We start from the raw sequence: 21514 nt of genomic DNA, 5'->3' as shown, positions 1-21514 counted from the left end.
CGGACAGGCTGGTTACAGAATGAAACTGATCTTGCCGTGCGGGCGCAGTGCCTCGTTATCGAGGATAGCCCTTCTCTCGCGGATTCTCAGATCGTTGCCCTTGCGGACGAGTTTGTAGTCGTAGTGTCCTATGTAGGTATCGACCGACTCGTAACGCATCCTATGCACCGCAAAGTTAGCCGTCACCAGAATGCTGTCACCGTCACATCCGACGACGCGCACATTGGCTATCATCCGCCGCGTGCGTGACCGTGGATTTTCCGACCATGCTGCCTTACCAAGTAGCTGCTTCACGCGCGATCGAATTCGCACCGCATCATCCGCGATGATGAACAACGTATTTCGCGAATCTCCTTCCGGCACGTCAGTAGGTGGTATCTCGTAGGTTGCATCTTCAGTGAGAAGTCCTTGCCACTCTTCGAGCCGCCACTCATCAAGCAACGCGGCCTCTCTATAGAAAAGATCCTCCACTTCCTGACGACTAGGCAGCTCGATGCTACTCATGCTGCTTTCCTCGCGCGTTTCAGTTGAGGTTCTGTCATAAGCTGGTTCCATCGACGCCAAAACGCCCGCATCTGTAACTCATCGGTGATCGACGGATGCTCGCGCTTCATTCCACGCGAGATATCCGACCAGCCTACTTCCCGATTGGCAAAGCCGCGTTGACACGACTCGAGCATCTCGACGTCGTCCGGTGTGGCAAATCCTCCCGGACCGAGGAACGTTAGAAAGTTGTCGAGCCGCAGCGCGGAGTCCTCAGCACTCTCGTCCGCCGGCGCCAAGGCCCACGCGTTCACTTCCATATAGTCGGGCGAAACCGGATAGAAGGTCCTAACCGTGATAGCCATGATGTCGTTGATAACCAGATTCGGAAAAATACCGAGGTTGCGGCTGGTCTCGCAGATGCGCCGCGCCCGCTCCGCTCCGAACCGTGCCTCGAATCGCCGCCGAACTTCCTCGAAGTGCGCCTTACGATGCTCCCCGAATGGCGGAACCCAATGCGCGATCGGCCGTCCCCAGGCACTCTGGTACTCGACCACCGCATGACCGTTTCCAAGGTCTACCGCCTTCTGATAGGTCGGAGCCGCCACGTCGCGACCTTTCATATCGATACCTATGTCACTGAGGAAGCTGAAGTACCGCTGGTGTGTCGGCAGACCGTGATAGCCGTCATAACTATTCTCTACCAGCAGCTTCCAGTTAGCGCGTGCACTATAGGCCTGCTGGCCGGAGACAATCTTCATGCCTAGCTCAGACTGATCGGCCACCAGGTCCAAATACTCCCGTGCACCGGCCAAGTAGTCATATAGGCTGTCCACCGCAGGATCAAAACACGCAAAAATAAACCCACGATAGTTATCCACTTGAGGCGGAGAAACTAAGGCCATGTCATCGCGTTTGAAAGCTTCGCTATAGGACTCCTCGCCCGGCACACCTACGAGTTGACCGCGAGAGTTAAACGTCCATGCGTGATAAGGACACTGGAAGGTCTTGGCGTTACCGGACTTCTGCCGGCATACCAGCGATCCGCGATGCGTGCAGGTATTAAGTAGCACCCGCACGACGCTGTCGTCGCCACGAACCAGGATCATCGGACGCCCCGCGACGTTGCGCGAGCGATAGTCGCCGGCGTGCGGAACCTCGGACTCATGACCTACATAGATCCAGCACTTGTCAAAGACTCGCCGCCTCTCATTAGCGAGACACTCCGGATCGGTGAACGCGCGTCGATTTACCCGAAATAGTCCCGCGTGATGATCATCCATGACGTAGCTCTCGGCTGACTTATCCATGATTCTCTCCTAAGTTGCCTGCCGTTCGGTAAGCCTTACTTGTCCGACGGATTCCACGCCCAGTAACGCGCGATTGCCCCCGCATCGACGCGAAGGTCTGTCCCCGTGATCATGCCGGCGTCCTCCGACGCTAGAAACACCGCCGCCCGTCCGTAGTCGCTCGGGCTCGGCAGTTTCTGCATCGGCACGCCTTTTCGAAATGGTTCAAACGCATTCTTGAGTTGCTCGCCGCTGCGGACTTGCCGACCCCATCGCGCCGCGCGTTCGAGCGACTCCGACGGATCGGTCGCCGTCGGCGTCAGGCTGTTGACGCGGATGCCGTGTGCGACGAGTTCCATCGCCGCCGATCGCGTGAAGTTCAGCAGACCAGCCTTGCCCGTGCAGTACGCGATGTTGTTCGGCTCGCCCTGATGGCCCGCGGTCGAGATGATATTGATGATGGCCCCCTTGCGTCCCTGTTCGATCATCGACTTCGCAACATGCTTGGTGAACAGAAAAGCGCCGCCGAGAATTATTTCTAACTGTCGCCGCCATTCGTCGAGCGGCATCTCGATCACGCCCTTCTTGTTGAAGATGGCAGCGCTGTTTACGAGAATATCGACGCCGCCGAAATGCTCGCGCGCCGCTGCCACCGCTTCAATCACCTGGCGCTCATCGGTAACGTCACAGGTCACTGCCGTCGCGCGCCCTCCCATGCTTTTGATGTAACGCGCGCAGTCTGCACCGTTCTCCGCGCGCGCATCGACGCATACCAGCGCCGCGCCCTCGGCTGCGAGACCTTCCGCAATACCGCCGCCGATATTCGTGCTGGTTCCCGTGACCAGCGCCACTTTTCCACTCAGCTTCATCTGATTACCGTAGCGGCGGAGCCGTCAGAAAACATTTCGATGAATTGAAAATCCACGTATCGATAAATTCCGTGTCCGCCGGCTTGCGTTTCAATTCGGCGAGCACTCCCGCCAGGCACATCCAGTTGAGAATTTCCTGCTGGCCGCTCGCCTCGACCGACGACGCCGGATAATTGCGCCATGCGTCGAAGTTGCCCGCCCGCAACGCCTCGAACAGCGTCCGATCCGCAGGCGTGTCCGGATACAAAAAATTGTTTTTCGCGGTTAGAAAAGCATGCGACCAGCCCGACGACGCCATCAGCGCGACCCGCCACGGACTATTCGCAAAAATCCGCGCAGTCGCGGCGCCAAGATCGAACAATCGGCGCGGCGTCGGCGCCGGCGGATCGAGCTGGGCTTCCGACGGCGGATTTTCAAACGCCGGCAGACCGCCACGCTGCGCGATCACCTTCCGCCCATAGCAATTTATCGCGAACGGAATAATCGGGTACGGAAACCCTTTCCGATCGTAATCGAGATACAGCACCGCATTCGCGAATGCGTGTCCGAGCGGATGATGTAGCGGCTTGTACGAATAAGCCGTGTCGAACCCAGCCTCGATCAGACCGCCCGCGAGATACTTCGCCGCCGCGACGTTGCCGGCCGCGCGAAATTTCTTGTCTGGCGCCTCCTTCCACACGTTGTGCGCTGGCGCCGCGAACTCGAATGATTCGTGTGCGTAGATGCAGTAAGGCGGGATCACATCCTCGCGAAAATTTTCGTATTGATCGTCGCCCCACACCACGATGAAGTCGGGGCGAAACTCGTCGATTTGCGCGCGCGTCTTCCGCAACGATCGCAGCAGCCGCTCGCGATGCGCGTGCGCGGCGCTTGTCCCCTCGTCGTCGCCCCATTCGGCGCGCATCGCTTCCGGCCAGCCGCGCGCATCGCGAAACTTTTCCGGCAGATGCGGGTTCTGCAGCATCCGCTTCAGAATCCACGACATCGTTTCGTCGCTGCCTGCCAGAGGCGGGTAGTGAGTTATTCCGACTGCGAGAATCTCACCCATTTGCATATCCTCCGCTGCGTCACGCTCGGCCGGTCTGGTCGTGAAGGATCTGTTTCTCGTATAGCGCGGCGATGCGGTCCGCGGAATACCCCAGCACGCTCGAAAGTACCGCCGCATTGTCGCCGCCTAGCGCCGGCACATAGTTGCGAGCCTGCGCCGTCGAGTTGCCGAATTTGAACGCCGGGTTCGGTACCTTCAGCGGCCCGGCACCGTCATCGATCACTTCGAAGCTCCCGCGCTCCGCCAGATGCGGATGCGCAAGCGCCTCTCTCACAGTGTAGTACCGCGAGCACGGCACACTGCCCTCGGTCAAAATCGCTTCACACTCCGCCATCGTCCGGGTCGACGCCCACTCGTCGAGCTTCGACATGAACCACGCCCAATTCGCAGCTCTTCCCTTCGCTGTAGCGAACCGGGGATCGTCCATCCACTCGGGATGCCCGACCGCGTGCGCCAACGCCTCGTAGTTGTTCGGCTTCACCGCCGCAATCATCACGAAGCCGTCCTTCGCGCGCGTCGGCTGAAACGTATTCGTTCGCCGCGCCGGTGGAAGCTGCCCCTCCTGGAACTCATAGATCAGCATCCCGAGCAGTCCGTCCATCATCGCCAGGTCGATACAATCGCCGCGGCCCGTGCGCTCGCGTCCAAGCAGCGCCGACTGAATCGCGCCGAATGCGTACGTCCCACCCAGCACGTCGCCCACATAAATACCGGTGTTGAGCGGCCGCTCGAGACCTTCTTGATACCCAAGATTGACCAGGTCGAAACCGCTGGCCGCGTGCAGCATCGGCGCGTAAGCGCTGCGCGTCGCCCACGGTCCGCTCTGCCCGAATCCCGAGATCGAGCAGTACACGAGTCGCGGATTCAGCCGCTCGAGCGTCACGTAATCGAGCCCCAGCCTCGCCATCACGCCTGGCCGCGAATTCTCGACGACTACGTCTGATTTTGTCGCAAGCTCGCGAATCAGTTCGCCTGCCTCAGCCTTGCGCAAATCGATCGCGAGACTTTTCTTGCCGCAATTCAGATGAGCGAAGTACGCGCTCTTGCCCGCGCGCATCGGCGGTTGCGTGCGAATGAAATCGCCCTCGGGCGGCTCTATCTTGATCACCTCGGCGCCAAGGTCCGCCAGTAGGCGCGTGCAATATGGCCCCGACACGATCGTGGTGAAGTCGAGCACCCGTACGCCGCTCAGGATTTCGTTATTCACCCGCAGCCTCGGCGCGATCCTTTTCTTTCACCAGCGACAAGTAATGACGGTTCAGCCGTTCGAGATGCTGTTCCATCTCTTTCACGGCGCCGTCGCTGTCGCCCGCTTCAAAATGTTTCATGAAACGCCGGCGCGACGGCAGCACCCACGGATTTCGTTTTTGCCCGATCGCGCGAATGAAGTGCTGCATCACGTCGATCAGCGCTTCCATCACGATCACCATCACCGGATTTTTGGTCGCGCGCGCGATAACGCGGTGAAAATCAAGATGAATCGCCGCCTGGTCGTAAAAATCAACATTCTCGCGCGCAGCTTTCGCCGCGGACGCGATGTTGGCGTTGAGCGCCGCGATATCTTCCGATGTCGCACGCTCGCACGCGGCCCGCACCGCGCTCGCTTCGATCATCACCCGCGCCTCGGTCAGATGCTCCGGTTGAATCGCACCGAGATGAAACATGTCGCGCAGCCCGGTGATTATCGCGTCGCCCGTGCTCTCGCGCACGAACGCGCCCCCGGTCGCGCCCTTCTGCAGCCGCAACAAGCCCGCATACTCGAGCGACCTCAGCGCCTCGCGCAGCGTGTTGCGCGACACTCCGAACTGCTCGGCCAACACCCGTTCAGGCGGCAGCCGGTCGCCTGCTCGCAACCGTCGATCGGAAAGTTCTTTGCGAATCTGATCCGCGATTTCCTCGAATGCGCGCAGGTTGCGGATGCGACTGAACTCGACCGGGCGCGTCGTCGCGACGCGGGTGAGCTGCTTGCGCTTGACATTCGTATCGCTCATGTGTTCCATTGGTTCAACCATTGGTACCCCGAACCGTACTCGAATGTCAAGCGCAAACTAATCCAAAGCTACGACGGAGGAACGGCGTTGATCTCTTTTGAACTTACCGAGGAACAGAAACTCGCCCAGTCGATGGTGCACGAGTTGGCCGGCTCGCAGCTTCGGCCCGCGGCGCGCCGCGCCGATGACCGCGAAGCGATCCCGTCATCGGTTCTCGACGAGATCTGGGCGACGGGAATAATTCAGTCGCAAGCGGACGGGTACTCACCGACGTTGAACGCGTTGCTGCTCGAAGAACTCGCCGTGGCGGACGCTTCATTCGCGATCGCTGCCGCGGCGCCAATCGGATTTCTCGGCGCGGTCGCTGTGCAAGGTTCCGCAGCTCAGAAAAAAAATCTGCTGCCGCTGTTCGCGGGCGACAAATATCGATGCGCCGGCGTCGCAATCATGGAACCTGATTTCGCCTTTGACGTTTCGACGATTCGCACCACCGCAATTAAGACGCGCGATGGCTACCGGCTGTCGGGCGTTAAGGGACTGGTGCCGCTCGCGGGGAACTGCACTCACTTTCTTGTGGTCGCGCGCTGCGACGACGCTGCCGATGCGTTCATCGTTGATCGAGACACTCGCGGCGTGAGCGTCGGCGAGAAGAAACCGAACATCGGACTGCGTGCGCTCGAGATGGCCGCCGTCAGTTTCAAAGATGTCGAACTGCCCGCCAGCGCGCGGCTCGGCGAGAGCGCGGGATGCGACGTTCAACGCATCGTCGACTCGGCGCGCACTGCGCTGTCCGCGATCATGACCGGCACCAGCCGCGCCGTGATGGAATTCGTGATGCCCTACACCAAGGAGCGCGTGGTTCACGGCGACGCGCTCGCGAAGAAGCAGACGATCGCGTTTCGTCTCGCCGATATGCGGATCGAAACCGATGCGATGCGCTGGATGACGTGGAAGGCCGCGTCGATTCTCGAACAGGGCGGCGACGCCGCGCGGCAGGCGCAACTTGCGTACACCTACTGCGCCGAGAATGCGATGTGGATTGCCGACGAAGGCGTCCAGATGCTCGGCGGCCACGGCTACCTGCGCGATAACCCGGTCGAGATGTGGTATCGCGACACGCGCACGCTGTCGGTGCTCGAAGGCGCGGTCGGAGTTTAGTTTTCGAAGACAATCATGAGGGCAAAGCAATGATAGATTTCCAACTCACTCCGGCTGACGAGAACGTTCTGAGCACTGCGCATGAGCAGGCTCTGATCGGGCAACGCTATGCGCGCTACTACGACAAGCATGAAGATGAACTCGAGCCCGAGGAATTTCCCGAGGCGAAAGGTTTGCCGAATCCGATCACGCTGGCCGAAGAAGGACTCAACGGAAGCAGCGGCGCGCGGATTCTCCATTCGCTGGTGATGCTCGAAATCTACTGGGGCGGAATCGCGCTGCATCGCAGCAAGTGGGGACTTGGCAACACTGTCCTCAAGACAGTCGCGACGCCCGAGCAATTCGAGAAGTGGAAGAACCACACAATAGCAATTGCGATTACCGAGCCCGGCGCCGGCTCCGATCCGGCCAACATCCGAACGACGGCGACCTTCGATCGCGAGACCGGGGAATGGATTCTCAACGGCGAGAAAATTTTCATCTCGCAGGCGCAGTCTGGTGACGCCGCGATGGTGCTGTCGCGGTTCGTTGCGCCGGACGGAAGCCGCGGCATGACCACCTTCATCGTCGAAAAAGGTACGCCGGGATTCACCGTCGGGCCGCAACTCAAAAAGCTCGGCATCCGCTCGCACGACACCTGCAACCTGCTGTTCGAGAATTGCCGGATTCCGGAATTCAACCACATCAAGGGCGATTTCAAATCGACGATGTCGGTCTTCAACGACTCGCGCCCGATGGTCGGAGCGATGGCGCTGGGTGTTGCGCGCGCCGCGCTGGATTTCACGCGCGAAAAGCTGGCGGAGCGGGGAATCGAGATCAGTTACCGTGGCGGGATGCGCAGCCGTTCGGCCGTCGTCGATCGGTTCATCCGGCTCGAAGCCATTTTCGAAGCTGCGCTGCTGACTGTTCTGCGCTCCAAGTGGCTCGAGCAGCAGGACGTGGCGCCGAAAGTGGAAGCGTCGATCGCGAAAGCGGCGGGTGGCAAGGCCGCGCGAAAAATCACCCAGGGATGCATCGACCTTCTCGGCCCGGAGGCGCTGTCGGAAGACCATCCGCTGGATCGATGCTTCCGCGACGGCCGCATCTTCGACATCTACGAAGGCGCCGGCGAAATCCAGCGCCTGATAATCGCCCGTTCGATCCTCGGCTACACCGGCCGCGACTTGCGGTAATCGCCATATATCTGAACCTCTTCCGGCATGGACCCGATTTTGGGATTTTACTAATGTAAAAACTACACGTTCTGATCAGGAGGAAGAGATGAAACCAGCACTTCGAATCGCACTTCTCGCAACTACGATTCTCTTCGTGAGTTTGCCACTGACGGCGCATGCGCAGGCCGGCAAGTACACGGTCAAGACCGGCTATCTCACTTGCCATGAAGCTTCGGGATGGGGATTCATCCTCGGATCTTCGCGCGAACTCAGATGCTCCTACTCGAGCAACGGCGGGAGAGTCGAATATTACGGTGGAAGCGTCTCGAAGTTCGGCGCTGATATCGGCTATCTGAAATCGGCGGTGATCTTGTGGGCGGTCGCCGCTCCTACCAAGGATCTCAAGCCCGGCGCGCTGGAGGGTCATTATGGCGGCGCGACTGCAAGCCTCTCGCTCGGAGTAGGTGCGGGCGCGAACGTGCTGGTTGGAGGCTTTGATCAGTCGATTGCGCTTCAGCCGGTATCCGTCGAAGGCCAGAACGGACTCAACGTTGCAGCCGGAATCGCGGAGATGACCCTAAAGTACCGCGGCGAGAAACCGCCGGGCTGAGCAATCCGACTGGCGCATCACCATGCTGAGGCTTGGAGCCATGCGATGGTGCCGGTCAGATCAAAAGAATTTGCCAGGTCCATCAGGTCGACGATCTTGCTGACATCGTCCAGCGGGAACGATTTGCCCGCCGGGAATATCGGCTCGACCCGGCAGTAGCGTTCGGCGAGGAGTTGCTTGCACTCGAAATCGGCGACGCCGACGCTGCCATCCATCATCACGTTCAGGATGGGCTTGATCCATTGCGCGTCGCCCCAATCGTGGTCGACGCCGGCGATGTATTGCAGCGATGCGCCGGTGCCGACCGACAGTAGCTTGATGCCATCGAGTGTCGCGCGTTCATCGGCTTGATTGCGGCCGTCCAGCGCCTGTGCGATCGCAGCCATGCTCGGGTTGTTGGCAATCACGCCGCCATCGACGTACACGCCGTACGACGGAAAATAGGTGGGGGCCGCACTGGTCGACATCGCGACGTCAACCGCCAGCAATTCGCCGTCGCTGTCCGGTCCGGTAAAATTGTGGAAGAACTTCGGATTCCAGGTACGCGACGAAGGATCGGCCGCCTGGTTGTCCAGGTTGAACGACGCGATCAGAACGCGTGAGCGCAAGTCCTTGAGCTTCTGCGCGCCGAAGGTCTCCTGCAGAATCTGCTTGAGATTCACATTGTCGTACTTCGAACCGCTGATACCGCCGAGCTCGACTACATTGTGCGTCCACGAAGAATCAAAGATCAACTTTCCATTCACAACGTAGAGATCGCGAATCTGCGCCGGCGTCATTCCGGCCGCCAGCCCCAGAGCGAGAATCCCACCCGTCGAGGTGCCCGCGAACATCGTGATCGTGCCGGGACGATCCTGTAGCAGGCCAGGATACGCGCCGAGAAGTCGATTGAGCAAAACCGCGCTGAGCACGCCCCGGATTCCACCGCCATCGCATGACAGTATTCTAAAGTTGGGCATGTGAGACTCCCTCCCGACTAAACTCCAAACGACCAGACAGGAAGTTTATCCGAAATCCGCGCGCGTCGGTCAACCGCGAAGTAGCTTTACAGTACTGTCCGTAATCTCCAGAGTCGGTCGGGCAATCGCGGGCTATCAGGCGGCGTGAGCGCGGCGACGACGGTCTACGCCGGAAATTCGAACCTGAACGCGCATTCCTCCGCGCGCGAGCATGTTCACAAGCGTGTCGATGCTGAACAGGTCGATCTTGCCACGAATCAAATCGCTTATGCGCGGCTGGGTGACTCCAAGGAGGTTTGCCGCCGCACGCTGGGTCAACTTGCGCGACCGGATGAGACGCCGGACTTCTACCATCAGTTCCGCGCGAAGCCGCAGGCTCTCGGCCTCCCTTGCTCCGAAGCCAAGGTCTCGGAACACATTCCCAATAGTACGCTCTATCTTCATAACCGTATTTTTTTACTGCGACGCCTCTGGAGCAGTTTGATTAAACGAGATTTCGCCAACTCCAAATCATATCCGGCTGTTTTTCTGCTCTTCTTTTCGAACGCATGAATCACATAGATTGCTTCTTCAAACTTTGCGACGTAGAAAACCCTGTGCTCCAATTCTGTATGCACCCTGATTTCTTGTACCCCAGCGCCGATCGACGGCATCGATTTCCAGTCCGAAGGCTGCAGACCGCATTGGACTAGGTACAGTTCATATCCCGCGCGCTGCCGGGCTTTCGTCGGAAAGTGTTGCAGGTCGTAGCGAGAAGATCCCAGCCACAGCAGCGTCTTCGGCATCGGCATCCAAAGAGTATACAAAGTTTTGTATAGCGTCTACCGCCTGCGTTAGCCTGTTCAATGACTCTTTTGTGCCGCGGGTTACGGGTGCGGCGCGAATCTTTCATGCGCTCGTTTTCTCGACGATTGCGATGTTGTTACTAATGATGCCGGGACGGGCTTATATAGTGTTGGCGGAACGATGAAGAGTGTTGAGGAAGCAGTGAGCGGCGCGGGCGATGCGAGCACTCGCGCGTCCGACGCGGTGCTTGCGGTCTTGCGGCGGTTTTGGGGATTCGAGGGTCTGCGACCGCTACAGCTCGAGGCGATTCAGGCGGGACTCGACCGGCGCGATTCTTTGGTCGTGATGCCGACCGGCGGCGGAAAGTCGCTCTGCTACCAGGTGCCGCCCGCGGTCGCCGGACGCACCGACGTCGTGGTCTCGCCGCTGATCGCGCTGATGAAGGATCAGGTCGATGCTTTGCGCCTGTCTGGCTATCCGGCTGCGGCGCTCCATAGCGGGATGGCTCAGATGGAGGTTCGTGACGCCGAGCGCGAGCTCGCCGGCGGCCGCCATCATCTTATATTCGTCGCGCCCGAGCGGTTGCTGACGCCGCGCTTTCTCGATCTCGCTGCGCGCCTGAAAGTTTCCAGCTTCGCGATCGATGAAGCGCATTGCATCAGCCAGTGGGGGCACGATTTCCGGCCCGAATATCGGCGGCTTGCGGAGCTGAAAACGCGCTTTCCGGGCGCGAGCATTCACGCATACACGGCGACTGCGACCGAGCGGGTGCGCGGCGACATCGTCGATCAGCTCGGGCTTACGGATCCGGCGGTGCTGGTCGGTTCGTTCGATCGTCCCAATCTACTTTACCGGGTGCGTCCGAAGCTCGATGTGAACGCGCAAATCGCGGGGACGATCCGGCGCCATAAAGGTGAGGCGTCGATCGTGTACAGCATCAGCCGCAACGACACGGAGCGGATCGCTGCGTACCTCACGTCGGAGGGTGTGCGCGCCGCCGCGTATCATGCCGGGATGGAGGCGGATGAGCGTCGGCGCACGCAGGACCGCTTCGCTGCCGAGGAAATCGACGTGGTGGTCGCGACGGTTGCGTTCGGGATGGGAATCGATCGCAGCGACATCCGATGTGTGATTCATGCGGCGCTGCCGAAATCGATCGAGGCCTATCAGCAGGAGACCGGCCGCGCGGGTCGCGACGGCTTGCCTGCCGAATGCGTACTGTTCTACTCGGCGGCCGACGTGATTCGATGGCGCAACCTGATGGAGCGGAGCGCCGCAGAGTCTGCCACTCCACCTGAAGTGTTGGAGAGCGGAAAGCTGCTGCTCGAGGAAGTGCGCCGCTTCGCGACGGTCGTGCGATGCCGTCATGCCGCCTTGTCTGCCTACTTCGGTGAGACCCATCAAGGAGCAAGCTGCGGCGCCTGCGACTTTTGCCTGGGCGAGGTGGAGGGCGTCGCGGACTCGACCGTGCTCGCGCAGAAGGTGCTCTCGTGTGTGGCGCGCGTCGAGCAGCGCTTCGGCGTCGAGCACGTCGTTGACGTACTCGGCGGTGCGAGCAGCGAGCGCGTGCGTCGATTGGGCCACGAAAAGCTTTCCACCTATGGCCTGCTGAAGGACCTGCCGCGCAAGACCTTGACCAACCTGGTCTATCAATTGGTCGACGCCGGACTGCTCGAGCGCACGCCCGGTGATCGCCCAATGCTGAAGCTGAACGCATTGTCGTGGGAAGTGATGCGCGGGCGTCGCGCCGTCACTCTTTTACAAGCTAAAGAATCGAAATCGAAAAGGACGCGAATCGAAGAAGAGTCGTGGCACGACGTGGACGAGGCGCTGTTCGAGAGTCTGCGCAAACTGCGGCGCGAGATCGCCGCCGAGCGCGCGATGCCCGCCTATGTGATCCTCCACGACGCGACGTTGCGCGAACTGGCAAGCGTCCGTCCCACGACGGTTGAAGCGCTGCGTTACATCCGCGGCTTCGGCGAAAGAAAACTTACGGACTTCGGCACACGCGTAATCGAATGCATTAATTCTCACCGCTGATTCCGGACGGCGTGTGCCATAACTTTTTTCCTCGGCTAGCATCGCCGTCAAATGGCAAGACTAGCGACCAGCGCGCTCGACACCGCGATGCTCGGCTCGATTATGAGTCGGGTGCGGGCGCAGGCGGCGGCCGACCCCCAGAGCAATCCGATTCTACTGTTCGCGCTGGATCTGACGTTGCAGATGGACCGCGGCGAGATCGATCTCGACGGCCTCGAGAGTATTGTGCGGCAGCTGACGGCTGAGGCGTTTGCCGACCGTGCCGAGCGGCTCAGGAACTACCTCAGCGAGACCGCGATTGCGGCGAATGAGCGGGCGGTCGAAGATCTGATCGAGCATAAAGCGCGCGAGGGCAGCTTCGAGGAATTTCGCACGGCGCTTAACCGAATCGTCTTCGGAGTTGTGTTCACGGCCCATCCGACGTTTTCGATTTCGCTCGAATTGGCGCGTAGCCTGGCCGAACTGGCGACCGGACAGACGTTCGATGGCGTGGCGCTCGATCCGGCAGGACGAGACGAGCGGATGGAAAGGGCGGCGCGCGTCGAGCATCGGCCGCCGGAGGAGCTGTCGCTCGAGGTCGAGCATGGGTGGGTGACTGAGGCGCTCCAGCATGCGCATGACGCGCTCGAGGGCGTGCATCGGACGGCGTTGCGGGTGGCGCGCCAGCACTGGCCGGCGCAATGGACGAGCATCGTGCCGCGGCTGGTCACGCTGGCATCGTGGGTCGGCTACGACCAGGATGGACGCACCGATATTACCTGGACGCGGACTATCGCGGCGCGCCTCGCCGACAAGCTGGCGATGATCGAACGCCACCTGCGAAAAGTTGAGGTACTCGAGCGCGCCGCCCGTGGCGATTATTTGGCCACGTTACAACCGCTTGCGGCGATGCTCGCGAAGGCGCGCACGACCGTGGCGCATCAGATCGAATTGCTGGCCGCTGCTGAGCGCGATCCGGCGGCGACGGCTGCCTTTGGTCGCGCGATGGTGTCGGGACGCTCGCATGCGCTGGTCGAAACAGCGCCGATGCTCGCGTTGATCGAAGCTGCTATTGGCGCGGCGCCGGATGACGAGCGTCGCGAGACGATCGCGGTCATGCGCGCCGGCATGAGAACCCACGGCCTGGCGCTCGCGCATATTCACGTGCGCCTCAACGCGTCCCAATTGCACAACGCGGCGCGGCGGCTGGTTGGTCTCGAGACGGAGCCGAACGATCCGGCGAATCGCCGCTCATACTTCACGACCATCAACGTCCTGCTGGGGCGGGTGCGGCCGGTGGCGATCAGCTTCGAATCGCTGATGGTCGAGGGGGCGTCGGCCAAGCGGCTGATGATGACGGTGGCTCAAATCGTCAAGTTTATCGACGCTGAGACCCCGATTCGTTTTTTGATTGCGGAAACCAAGACCGGATTCACGCTGCTGACGGCGCTCTACTACGCGCGCATGTTCGGAGTGGACGATCGAATCGAAATTTCGCCCCTGTTCGAGACCGAAGATGCATTCGAGCGTGGGGAGCGTGTGCTCGAGGAGGCGCTCAAGAGCCCGCACTATCGCGCGTACCTGAATCGGCAAGGTCGGTTGGCGGTTCAATTCGGATACTCGGATTCGGGGCGATTCATCGGTCAGATGGCGGCGACGTTTCGAATCGAGCGGCTGCGTTTGCGGATCGCGCAACTGCTGGAACGTCACGGGCTGAGCAAGCTGGAAGTGATCCTGTTCAACACCCATGGCGAATCGATCGGCCGCGGCGGACATCCGTCGACCCTGGCCGATCGCTTGCGTTACGCGGCGCCGCCGAACAACCGCGCGGAGTTCGAGCGTCGCGGCCTGCGCGTGAAGGAGGAGATAAGTTTCCAAGGCGGTGACGGCTACCTGCTTTTTCTGACGCCGGCCGCGGCGACCGCGAGCATCCGGCAGACGCTCGGCTTCGCGTTCGATGTCAGTGACGAGACCGGCAACGATCCGATTTACGCGGCGCCGGACTATTCGGCGGAATTCTTCGCGACTGTCCAGCAGGAGTTCAGCAACCTGGTTGACGACCCTGACTACGCCGCATTGCTGAGCCTGTTCAGCGCGAACCTGCTTTATCGGACCGGCTCGCGGCCGGTCGCGCGCGAGGTTGAGGAATGGGGACGGCAGTCGAAGATCGAGCATCCGTCCCAATTGCGGGCGATACCTAACAACGCGATTCTCCAACAACTCGGCTTCATGGCGATTACTCTCTACGGCGTCGGGCGCGCGATCTCGAAAGACCCGGAACTGTTTCAGGCCATGCGCGAACGCTCGGTCCGCTTTGGCCGCTCGGTACGGATGGTGGCGGCCGCGCTCGATCGCACCGAGCTCGACGTGCTGCGCGCGTACGTGGATACGCTCAACCCCTCGATGTGGCTGAATGGGGCCGGTCGCGCGCGGCGTCCGGCGCGGACCAAGGCGCTCCGCGAGCTGGCCCGCGTCACCGGGCAGCTCGATCAGCATGACCGGCTCGCGCGGCTCGTGCGCCGACTGCAGGCGGATCAATTGTGGCTGCTCGATGCGATCGAGCCGGCCGAGACGGCGCCACGGCGGCGTTTGATACTGCTGCACGGAATCCGCGTGGCGGTGATCCAGCGTATCTGCCTGCTGGCAATGGAGATTCCAAATTTCAGTCCGCAGCTTGGGGTGACGCGCGACGACCTCCTGGCGCGAATCCTCGAGCTGGACGTGCCGAGCGCGGTCGAGCGGCTGCGGCGAATTTTCCCCAACGAGGAGAGTCTCGCGCGTACGCCCGATGATTTCGGAGAAAAATCGCTATACCGACCGGATTCTGCATTATCGTACGAGATCGAGCACAACACTGTGTTCGATCCGATGCTGAAACTGTATGAACTGGCGCGCCGGATCGGGACGGCGATCACCCACGAGATCGGTGCTGTCGGCTAGGCGCTCGATATAACGCTCCCCTTGGCTCCCAATCGTTGCCGGACCATACTCAGAGTTAGATTATGCTACTAGCTGCAAATGGAAGCGGTTAATACTTATCGGACAGCCTTCGGGAGAACTTATGCGATATTACGTTGCAGCACTCGGGTTGATGGTCGTGCAAATTTCATGGCACGCCCCGGCGTTCGCCCAAACCGGCATCTGCAGCGGGATGACCGCGGGTCAGCTCACGAGTCTGAACGGGTTCGTTCCGTTCGAGGCCAGCAGCCTTTGGAATACGGATATTTCCAGCGCGCCGGTGGATTCGAATTCGGCCAACATCATCGACTACATCGGATCGACGGTGACTCTCCATCCGGATTTCGGCTCCGGCACCTACGACGGCCAATCGATCGGTATACCGTATCAGATCGTGGCCGGCACGCAGGCGAAAGTCATGGTGAACCTCGGCGCATATGCGAGCGAGAGCGATCCCGGTCCTATGCGGATTCCTGCTACCGCGCTTATCGAGGGCTATCCGAACCCCGGCACCGGCGACCGTCATGTGTTGGTACTCGAGAAGGACGGCTGCTGGCTGTATGAGTTGTATAACGCGCACCACCTGAAGAGTGGCGCATGGAGCGCCGACTCGACTGCCATCTGGGACATGACGATCGACCCTCAGCGTCCCTACACCTGGACCTCGGCCGATGCAGCGGGTCTGCCGATCTTCCCGGGATTAGTGAGATACGACGAAGTCGCTTCCGGCGCTATCAATCACGCGATCCGCTTTACGGTGCCTGTCACGCAACAGGCGTTCACGCCGCCCGCTTCGCATTGGGCCTCGTCGGTGCCGGACCCTGACGCACCTCCGATGGGCGCGCGGTTAAGACTAAAGGCCAGTTTCGATATCTCGAGCTTCTCGACGCAGAACCAGGTGATCCTGACCGCCCTTAAGAAGTACGGAATGATACTCGCCGACAATGGGAGTGCTATCTACCTCAGCGGCGCGCCCAACAGCAATTGGAACAACTCCGACCTACACCTGCTTGACACTGTCACCGCGGCGGACTTCGACGTGGTGTCGACTGGCCCGGTCTATACCAGTTCCGACGTGCCGACTGGTCTGAGTCCTATAGTTAGTGGTTTCACTGCGAATCCCACTCACGTCGCCAAAAGAAAACCCGTCACGCTCAGTTGGACGACCAGCGATGAGATCTACAACCTAATCTCGCCAACAGTAGGGCCAGTGCGTGGCAACTCCGTAACAGTTAATCCTAAGGTAACTACAACCTATACCTTGTACTCGACCAACCAGTATGGACGGACAACGGCTAGCGTGAAGGTAACCGTCCCTTGAACTGACCTGGTTCAAGCACTTAGGCGGTTGATACCGTCGAGCGCGGCATTCTTATAGCATTCTGCCAGCGTAGGATAGTTGAAGACCGTATTCACGAAGTAGTCGATAGTACCCTTCAAAGAAATTACGGCCTGACCTATGTGTACCAGCTCGACGGCTCCGTCGCCGATGATATGTACGCCTAGCAGCTCGCGCGTCTCGCGATGGAACAGCAGTTTCAACACCCCGCTGTCGTCGCCGATAATGTGGCCGCGTGCGGTTTCGCGATAGGCAGCTTTGCCGACTTCGTACGGGACGCCCTGGTTAGTCAGGCTCTCTTCGGTGGCGCCGACGAACGAGATTTCCGGGATCGTGTAGATGCCGTAGGGAAACAATTCAGGCGCGTGATGCGCTGCAACCCGGAAGGCGCGGCACACTGCGATTCTACCTTGTTCTTTTGAAGTGGACGCGAGGCTGGGAAACCCGACTAGGTCGCCGACTGCGTAGATATGCTCGACTGCCGTCCGGTAATCGGCGTTGGTTTTCATGCGGCCGCGCGCGTCGGTCGCAAGACCCGCTGCGCCAAGGTTCAGCTCGCTGGTCGCTCCGGTGCGGCCCGTGCTCGACAGAGCTTTGTCCGTGATGATCTGCTTTCCGCTGGCCAGGCACGTGCGCACGTGATTCTGGCCATTCTCGCGAAACACTTCGATCGACGAGACTTCTTCGCCGAGCCGCAGCGTCACGCGCCGTTCGCGCAGGTGGTAAACCAGACTCTCGACTATTTCCGCATCGACGAAGTCAAGCAGGCGCGGGCGCATGTCGATCAACGTGACGCGTACTCCCAGCGCCGCAAACATGCTTGCGTATTCGCATCCGATGACGCCGGCACCGATCACCGCGAGTGTGCGCGGTAGCTCGTCAAGCTCCATCATGTCGTCGCTCGAGAAAATGTACCGACCATCGAGCGGCGTGCGTTGGTCGCGAGCCGCATGGGTCCCGACCGCCAGCACAATGTTGGCGGCGGAAACCCGTCTCTGCAGTCCGCTCGGTTTATCTTCGAGGTGGAGCACGTGCGGATCGACAAAGCTCGCGCTCGCCGTGGTCAGCTCGACGCCGTTGCGCAAGAGCTGGTGGCGCAGGACGTCGATCTCGTGCCGCACCACCGGATCGACCCGCACCAGCAAATCCTGGAAAGTGATCTTTTCCTTGACCCGATACGAATCGCCGTAGACCGCGTGTTCGCGATAGCCCGACAGATAAAGGATCGCTTCGCGCATGGTCTTGCTGGGAATCGTTCCGACATTGACGCAGATCCCACCCACCAGCGCCTTGCGCTCGATCATGATGACGCGTTTGCGCAACTTGGCGCCCTGGATGGCCGCGTGATGTCCGGCCGGTCCCGAACCGACGACGGCCAGATCGTAATCGAACTCAGGCATCGCGCCCGATTCTCACCCTTTTCACGATTTGAAGTAAGCCTCGATCACTTCCGGCGATTCATGTCCAGCCATTTCTCGATTTCATCTATGAATTGTTTCTTGAAGATGCAGTTCAGATGACCGCTGTGTTGAATTTCGATCACGTGCCAGTCGGGACGAATCTTTTCCAACGGAGACACGTACATCCTTTTCATCGGGTCATGGTCGCCGATGATGATTTCAACTGGAAGCTTGATCGACTTCAATTCATCTTCCGTCAAGGCGAGCTCGCTGACACCTCTCGCGCTAACACTGCGCATATGAGCCCAGACCTTCTGCAAAATGCTCCCCTCACGCAACCAGCCCATGCCGCCGAGGGTGCCGGACAAAACCCGATCGGGATGTTCGGCGATCAGCTTTAATGCGACCATTCCGCCCATCGAGTAACCAACGATGTGAGCTTGCTTAATTTTCAGATGGTCGAGTAACAGGATCACGTCCTCGACCCACTGCGAGCCATAGGCCTGAGGTTCGATCGGCTTGTCGGACTCGCCGTAGCCCGGAAGGTCAAGAGCTATGACCTGATGATCTTTGGCTAGAACGTCGATCGTCCCGGGCATCTCCCAATTTATCCTGGCACTGGAATCAAGTCCGTGAATTAGAATTACCGCCTCACCAGTCCCTGCAATCAGGTAGTGAATCTTGACGCCGCTCACGTCGAAGAACTGCGACTCAGGTGCCGCGATCGAAATTGACGCTTGCCCCAACAGGCACGAGAACAAGAAGGCCGTCACGAGTTTCTTTTTACGCAGCCGCATGCTTCGTTTTTCCCTCGCAAAGAGCTGTGAGGCTTGGACGTTAGAAGTCGCAATTTCGTTTACGTTGAGTCAACGCGAGTTAAAGCGGTTCGGCCCGCCACGCTTGAACAGTGACGACGTTCTGCGCGAAACTCGACGAATTGAACGACTGTTTAAGGAGAGAAGAACGCGATGATGACCGGACAGCAGTACAAGAAGTCGCTCGACGACAACCGCGAAACCTATTTCGAGGGCGAGCGCGTGCGCGATATCGTCAATCATCCGCTGCTTGGCGAATGCGTCTCGCGAATCGCGGAAGGCTACGACAAATTCTATTCGCCCGAGCCCGGGGCAGTCAGTCCTCTGATGGCGATTCCGCGATCGGCGAATGAATTGCGCGATCGGATTCCATTGCTGCTCGAATCCGACATCGTAGCCAACGTGACCTACCAGTCGATTATGACGTTGACGACGGCGGCGACTCGCATCGCGGACGCGCTCCCCGAATATGCGGAACGCATCCGGCACTACGTGCAGTCCGCGCAGCGCAAAGACGTCCGCATCGTCGAATGCATCACGGACGCCAAGGGCGATCGCTCCCGCCCGCCGGGCAAACAGGACGATCCTGATGCCTACACACGCGTGGTCGAGCGGCGGAGCGACGGTGTCGTGATCCGCGGAGCCAAGCTGCACATCACGGGCGCGTCGATGGCGCATGACCTGATGGTGATCCCGACCAAGGCAATGAAGCCCGGCGAAGAGGCCTACGCGATCGGATGCGCGGTGCCGGTCAACTCGCCCGGGGTCAAGATAATCGACACGACGTTCGCGCCGCGCCACGCCGACACGCGCACTTTCCCGGTGTCCGCGAAAATCCACATGGCGGAAGGATTCGTGATCCTCGACAACGTTTTTGTGCCGAATGAACGTATCTTTCTCGATGGTGCGGTCCAGCAGGCCGCCGTCTTCGCGCATTCGCTTGGGCTCTGGGAGCGGCTGGGCGGTCTTTCGGCGATGGCGGAAGAGGGCGATCAACTGGTCGGCTTCGCGCAGCTCGTGGCGGAAGCCAACGGATTGGCGGGCGAGGGGCATATCAAGGAGAAAATTTCCGAGATGCTCATCCATGCCACGCTGATTCGCGCCGCGCTCGAGGCCGCGATCGCCAACTGTCAAATCACAGATCAGGGTGCCTTTCCCGACGAGCTCTACACCAACGCCGGCAAGTATCACGGCGCGGCGAACTACAATTTGATGGTGCGGCACCTGCACGACATCTCGGGCGGCTCGATCCTGACCGCACCGGGCGTCGCGGATCTCGAAAACGAAGTGACTGGCCCTCTGGTTCGCAAGTACATGGGCACCGCCAACGGAATCGACGGCGAATATCGTGCGCGGCTGTTTCATGCGATCCGCGATCTGACCGCGGATGCATACGGCGGATGGAAAGCTGTCACCAACGTACAGGCAGGCGGCGGCCTCTACGCGCAACGGATCGTTACTCGCCGCTACTACGACCTGAAAGGCGCGAAGCGCAAAGCGCTCAAGGTGGCAGGGCTGAGCGACGAAACCGCCGGCTGATCGATGTTTGCGCGCAATGCGACCGGCGTTGTAATGAATCAGTTACATCGCCTGCACGGAACCCGCACATAAGGAGACTCGAATGGCTGCTGGATACACCATGACCATCGACGGCAAGTCGGTGAAAGGATCGAAATCCACCGGCGTGATCAATCCGGCTACTGGAAAGATCTTCGCCGAGGTTCCCGATTGCTCGAAGGCCGAACTCGATCAGGCGATGAACGCCGCTCAGAAGGCGTTCCCGTCGTGGAGCAAAGACATCAACGCGCGCCGCAAGGTCCTCCAGGATTGCGCCGCTGCATTGCAACAACCGCCTGAAGGTCTGGCGCGGACGCTCACGCTCGAGCAGGGCAAGCCGCTGGACAAGGCGGCGCAGGAAATCATGCTCACCTCGATGTGGTGCTCATTCACCGCGATGCTCGATTTGCCTGCCGAAGTGCTGATGGACACGCAGGACAGCAAAATCGAAATCAAGCGCAAACCGCTCGGCGTCGTCGCCGCGATTACGCCGTGGAATTATCCGATCATGCTCGGGATGTGGAAGATTGCGCCGGCACTCCTCGCGGGCAACACGATCGTGCTCAAGCCCTCGCCGTACACGCCGATCACGACGCTGATGCTCGGCGAGATTTTGAAAGACATCGTCCCGCCCGGAGTCCTCAATGTGATCTCCGGCGGAGACGAGCTCGGCTCGTGGATGACTACTCATCCGGTGCCCCGAAAGATTTCATTCACCGGCTCGGTCGAGACCGGCAAGCGAGTCGCTGCGGCCGCCGCGCCCGATTTGAAGCGGGTTACGCTAGAGCTCGGCGGCAACGACGCCGCGATCATTCTGGCGGACGTGGATCCTGCCGTTGTTGCGCCGAAGATTTTCTGGGGCGCCTTCGAGAACTCAGGGCAGATCTGCAGCGCGATCAAGCGCGTGTACGTTCCGGAACAGATGTACAACGCGTTGCTCGACAACCTCGGCGAGATTGCCAAGGGCGTCAAGGTGGGCGACGGGCTCGAGGCCGGCACCCAGCTCGGTCCGATCAACAACAAGATGCAGTTCGAGCGCGTGACCGAGCTGGTCGAGGACGCCAAGAAGCACGGCGCCA

Annotated in this window: 19 protein-coding genes; 8 read left to right on the top strand and 11 right to left on the bottom strand. The window is 60.2% G+C overall.

The window, feature by feature from the left end:
• Window positions 1–12: 12 nt before the first annotated feature.
• The 6 genes from WB650_RS22835 to WB650_RS22810 are packed head-to-tail and all read right to left on the bottom strand — an operon-like array spanning window position 13 to window position 5680.
• Window positions 13–504: an aromatic-ring-hydroxylating dioxygenase subunit beta gene (locus WB650_RS22835; RefSeq protein WP_422303407.1), complete on the bottom strand. Its 492-nt coding sequence runs from the start codon at window positions 502–504 to the stop codon at window positions 13–15.
• Window positions 501–1793 carry an aromatic ring-hydroxylating oxygenase subunit alpha gene (locus tag WB650_RS22830; RefSeq protein WP_422303406.1) on the bottom strand — a complete coding sequence of 431 codons (1293 nt, stop codon included), beginning with the start codon at window positions 1791–1793 and terminating at the stop codon, window positions 501–503. The genes WB650_RS22835 and WB650_RS22830 overlap by 4 nt, the downstream gene beginning before the upstream one ends.
• A 35-nt stretch (window positions 1794–1828) precedes the next feature.
• Window positions 1829–2641: an SDR family NAD(P)-dependent oxidoreductase gene (locus WB650_RS22825; RefSeq protein ID WP_422303405.1), complete on the bottom strand. Its 813-nt coding sequence runs from the start codon at window positions 2639–2641 to the stop codon at window positions 1829–1831.
• Between the two features lie 4 nt (window positions 2642–2645).
• A complete protein-coding gene (locus WB650_RS22820) occupies window positions 2646–3689 on the bottom strand; it encodes an extradiol ring-cleavage dioxygenase (RefSeq protein ID WP_422303404.1) in 1044 nt (347 codons plus the stop codon).
• Between the two features lie 19 nt (window positions 3690–3708).
• Window positions 3709–4896, bottom strand: a complete 1188-nt coding sequence (locus WB650_RS22815) for a CaiB/BaiF CoA transferase family protein (protein ID WP_422303403.1) — start codon at window positions 4894–4896, stop codon at window positions 3709–3711.
• Window positions 4889–5680, bottom strand: a complete 792-nt coding sequence (locus WB650_RS22810) for a FadR/GntR family transcriptional regulator (RefSeq protein ID WP_422303402.1) — start codon at window positions 5678–5680, stop codon at window positions 4889–4891. The genes WB650_RS22815 and WB650_RS22810 overlap by 8 nt, the downstream gene beginning before the upstream one ends.
• A gap of 87 nt (window positions 5681–5767) precedes the next feature.
• On the opposite strand from WB650_RS22810, the gene WB650_RS22805 reads away from it, so the two are divergent.
• The 3 genes from WB650_RS22805 (at window position 5768) to WB650_RS22795 (ending at window position 8602) form a co-directional block, all read left to right on the top strand.
• On the top strand, window positions 5768–6838 hold the full coding sequence (locus WB650_RS22805; RefSeq protein WP_422303401.1) for an acyl-CoA dehydrogenase family protein: 1071 nt from the start codon (window positions 5768–5770) through the stop codon (window positions 6836–6838).
• A 29-nt stretch (window positions 6839–6867) separates the two neighbouring features.
• Entirely contained in the window at window positions 6868–8010 is a 1143-nt protein-coding gene (locus WB650_RS22800; protein ID WP_422303400.1) for an acyl-CoA dehydrogenase family protein, read from the top strand.
• A gap of 88 nt (window positions 8011–8098) precedes the next feature.
• Window positions 8099–8602 carry a DUF992 domain-containing protein gene (locus WB650_RS22795; RefSeq protein ID WP_422303399.1) on the top strand — a complete coding sequence of 168 codons (504 nt, stop codon included), beginning with the start codon at window positions 8099–8101 and terminating at the stop codon, window positions 8600–8602.
• 17 nt (window positions 8603–8619) lie between these two features.
• Here the strand turns inward: WB650_RS22795 and WB650_RS22790 are convergent, their stop codons facing one another.
• From WB650_RS22790 to WB650_RS22780, 3 genes are all read right to left on the bottom strand, one after another.
• Window positions 8620–9561, bottom strand: a complete 942-nt coding sequence (locus WB650_RS22790) for a patatin-like phospholipase family protein (RefSeq protein ID WP_422303398.1) — start codon at window positions 9559–9561, stop codon at window positions 8620–8622.
• A gap of 135 nt (window positions 9562–9696) precedes the next feature.
• A complete protein-coding gene (locus WB650_RS22785; protein ID WP_422303397.1) occupies window positions 9697–10005 on the bottom strand; it encodes a helix-turn-helix domain-containing protein in 309 nt (102 codons plus the stop codon).
• Window positions 10002–10346 carry a type II toxin-antitoxin system RelE/ParE family toxin gene (locus WB650_RS22780; protein ID WP_422303396.1) on the bottom strand — a complete coding sequence of 115 codons (345 nt, stop codon included), beginning with the start codon at window positions 10344–10346 and terminating at the stop codon, window positions 10002–10004. The genes WB650_RS22785 and WB650_RS22780 overlap by 4 nt, the downstream gene beginning before the upstream one ends.
• A 181-nt stretch (window positions 10347–10527) precedes the next feature.
• On the opposite strand from WB650_RS22780, the gene recQ reads away from it, so the two are divergent.
• The 3 genes from recQ (at window position 10528) to WB650_RS22765 (ending at window position 16645) form a co-directional block, all read left to right on the top strand.
• Window positions 10528–12387 (top strand): DNA helicase RecQ, encoded by a 1860-nt coding sequence (recQ, locus tag WB650_RS22775; RefSeq protein ID WP_423962164.1) that lies wholly within the window; start codon window positions 10528–10530, stop codon window positions 12385–12387.
• 51 nt (window positions 12388–12438) lie between these two features.
• Window positions 12439–15306 (top strand): phosphoenolpyruvate carboxylase, encoded by a 2868-nt coding sequence (locus tag WB650_RS22770; protein WP_422303394.1) that lies wholly within the window; start codon window positions 12439–12441, stop codon window positions 15304–15306.
• A gap of 121 nt (window positions 15307–15427) precedes the next feature.
• On the top strand, window positions 15428–16645 hold the full coding sequence (locus WB650_RS22765; RefSeq protein ID WP_423962162.1) for a hypothetical protein: 1218 nt from the start codon (window positions 15428–15430) through the stop codon (window positions 16643–16645).
• An 11-nt stretch (window positions 16646–16656) separates the two neighbouring features.
• Here the strand turns inward: WB650_RS22765 and sthA are convergent, their stop codons facing one another.
• Window positions 16657–18063 carry a Si-specific NAD(P)(+) transhydrogenase gene (gene sthA, locus WB650_RS22760; RefSeq protein ID WP_422303392.1) on the bottom strand — a complete coding sequence of 469 codons (1407 nt, stop codon included), beginning with the start codon at window positions 18061–18063 and terminating at the stop codon, window positions 16657–16659.
• A 44-nt stretch (window positions 18064–18107) separates the two neighbouring features.
• Complete coding sequence (locus tag WB650_RS22755; protein ID WP_422303391.1) at window positions 18108–18758, bottom strand: alpha/beta fold hydrolase; 651 nt, start codon at window positions 18756–18758, stop codon at window positions 18108–18110.
• A gap of 273 nt (window positions 18759–19031) precedes the next feature.
• On the opposite strand from WB650_RS22755, the gene WB650_RS22750 reads away from it, so the two are divergent.
• Window positions 19032–20417, top strand: a complete 1386-nt coding sequence (locus tag WB650_RS22750) for a 4-hydroxyphenylacetate 3-hydroxylase N-terminal domain-containing protein (protein ID WP_422303390.1) — start codon at window positions 19032–19034, stop codon at window positions 20415–20417.
• Between the two features lie 82 nt (window positions 20418–20499).
• The coding region (locus WB650_RS22745) for an aldehyde dehydrogenase family protein (RefSeq protein ID WP_423962160.1) at window positions 20500–21514 on the top strand (1015 nt) is incomplete at its 3' end.

This window comes from Binatus sp. (SeqCode), assembly GCF_049584895.1.
In the GTDB taxonomy this organism is placed as follows: domain Bacteria; phylum Desulfobacterota; class Binatia; order Binatales; family Binataceae; genus Binatus.
The sequence above is the reverse complement of the archived record's forward strand: the minus strand, read 5'-3'. Positions and strand labels throughout refer to the sequence as shown.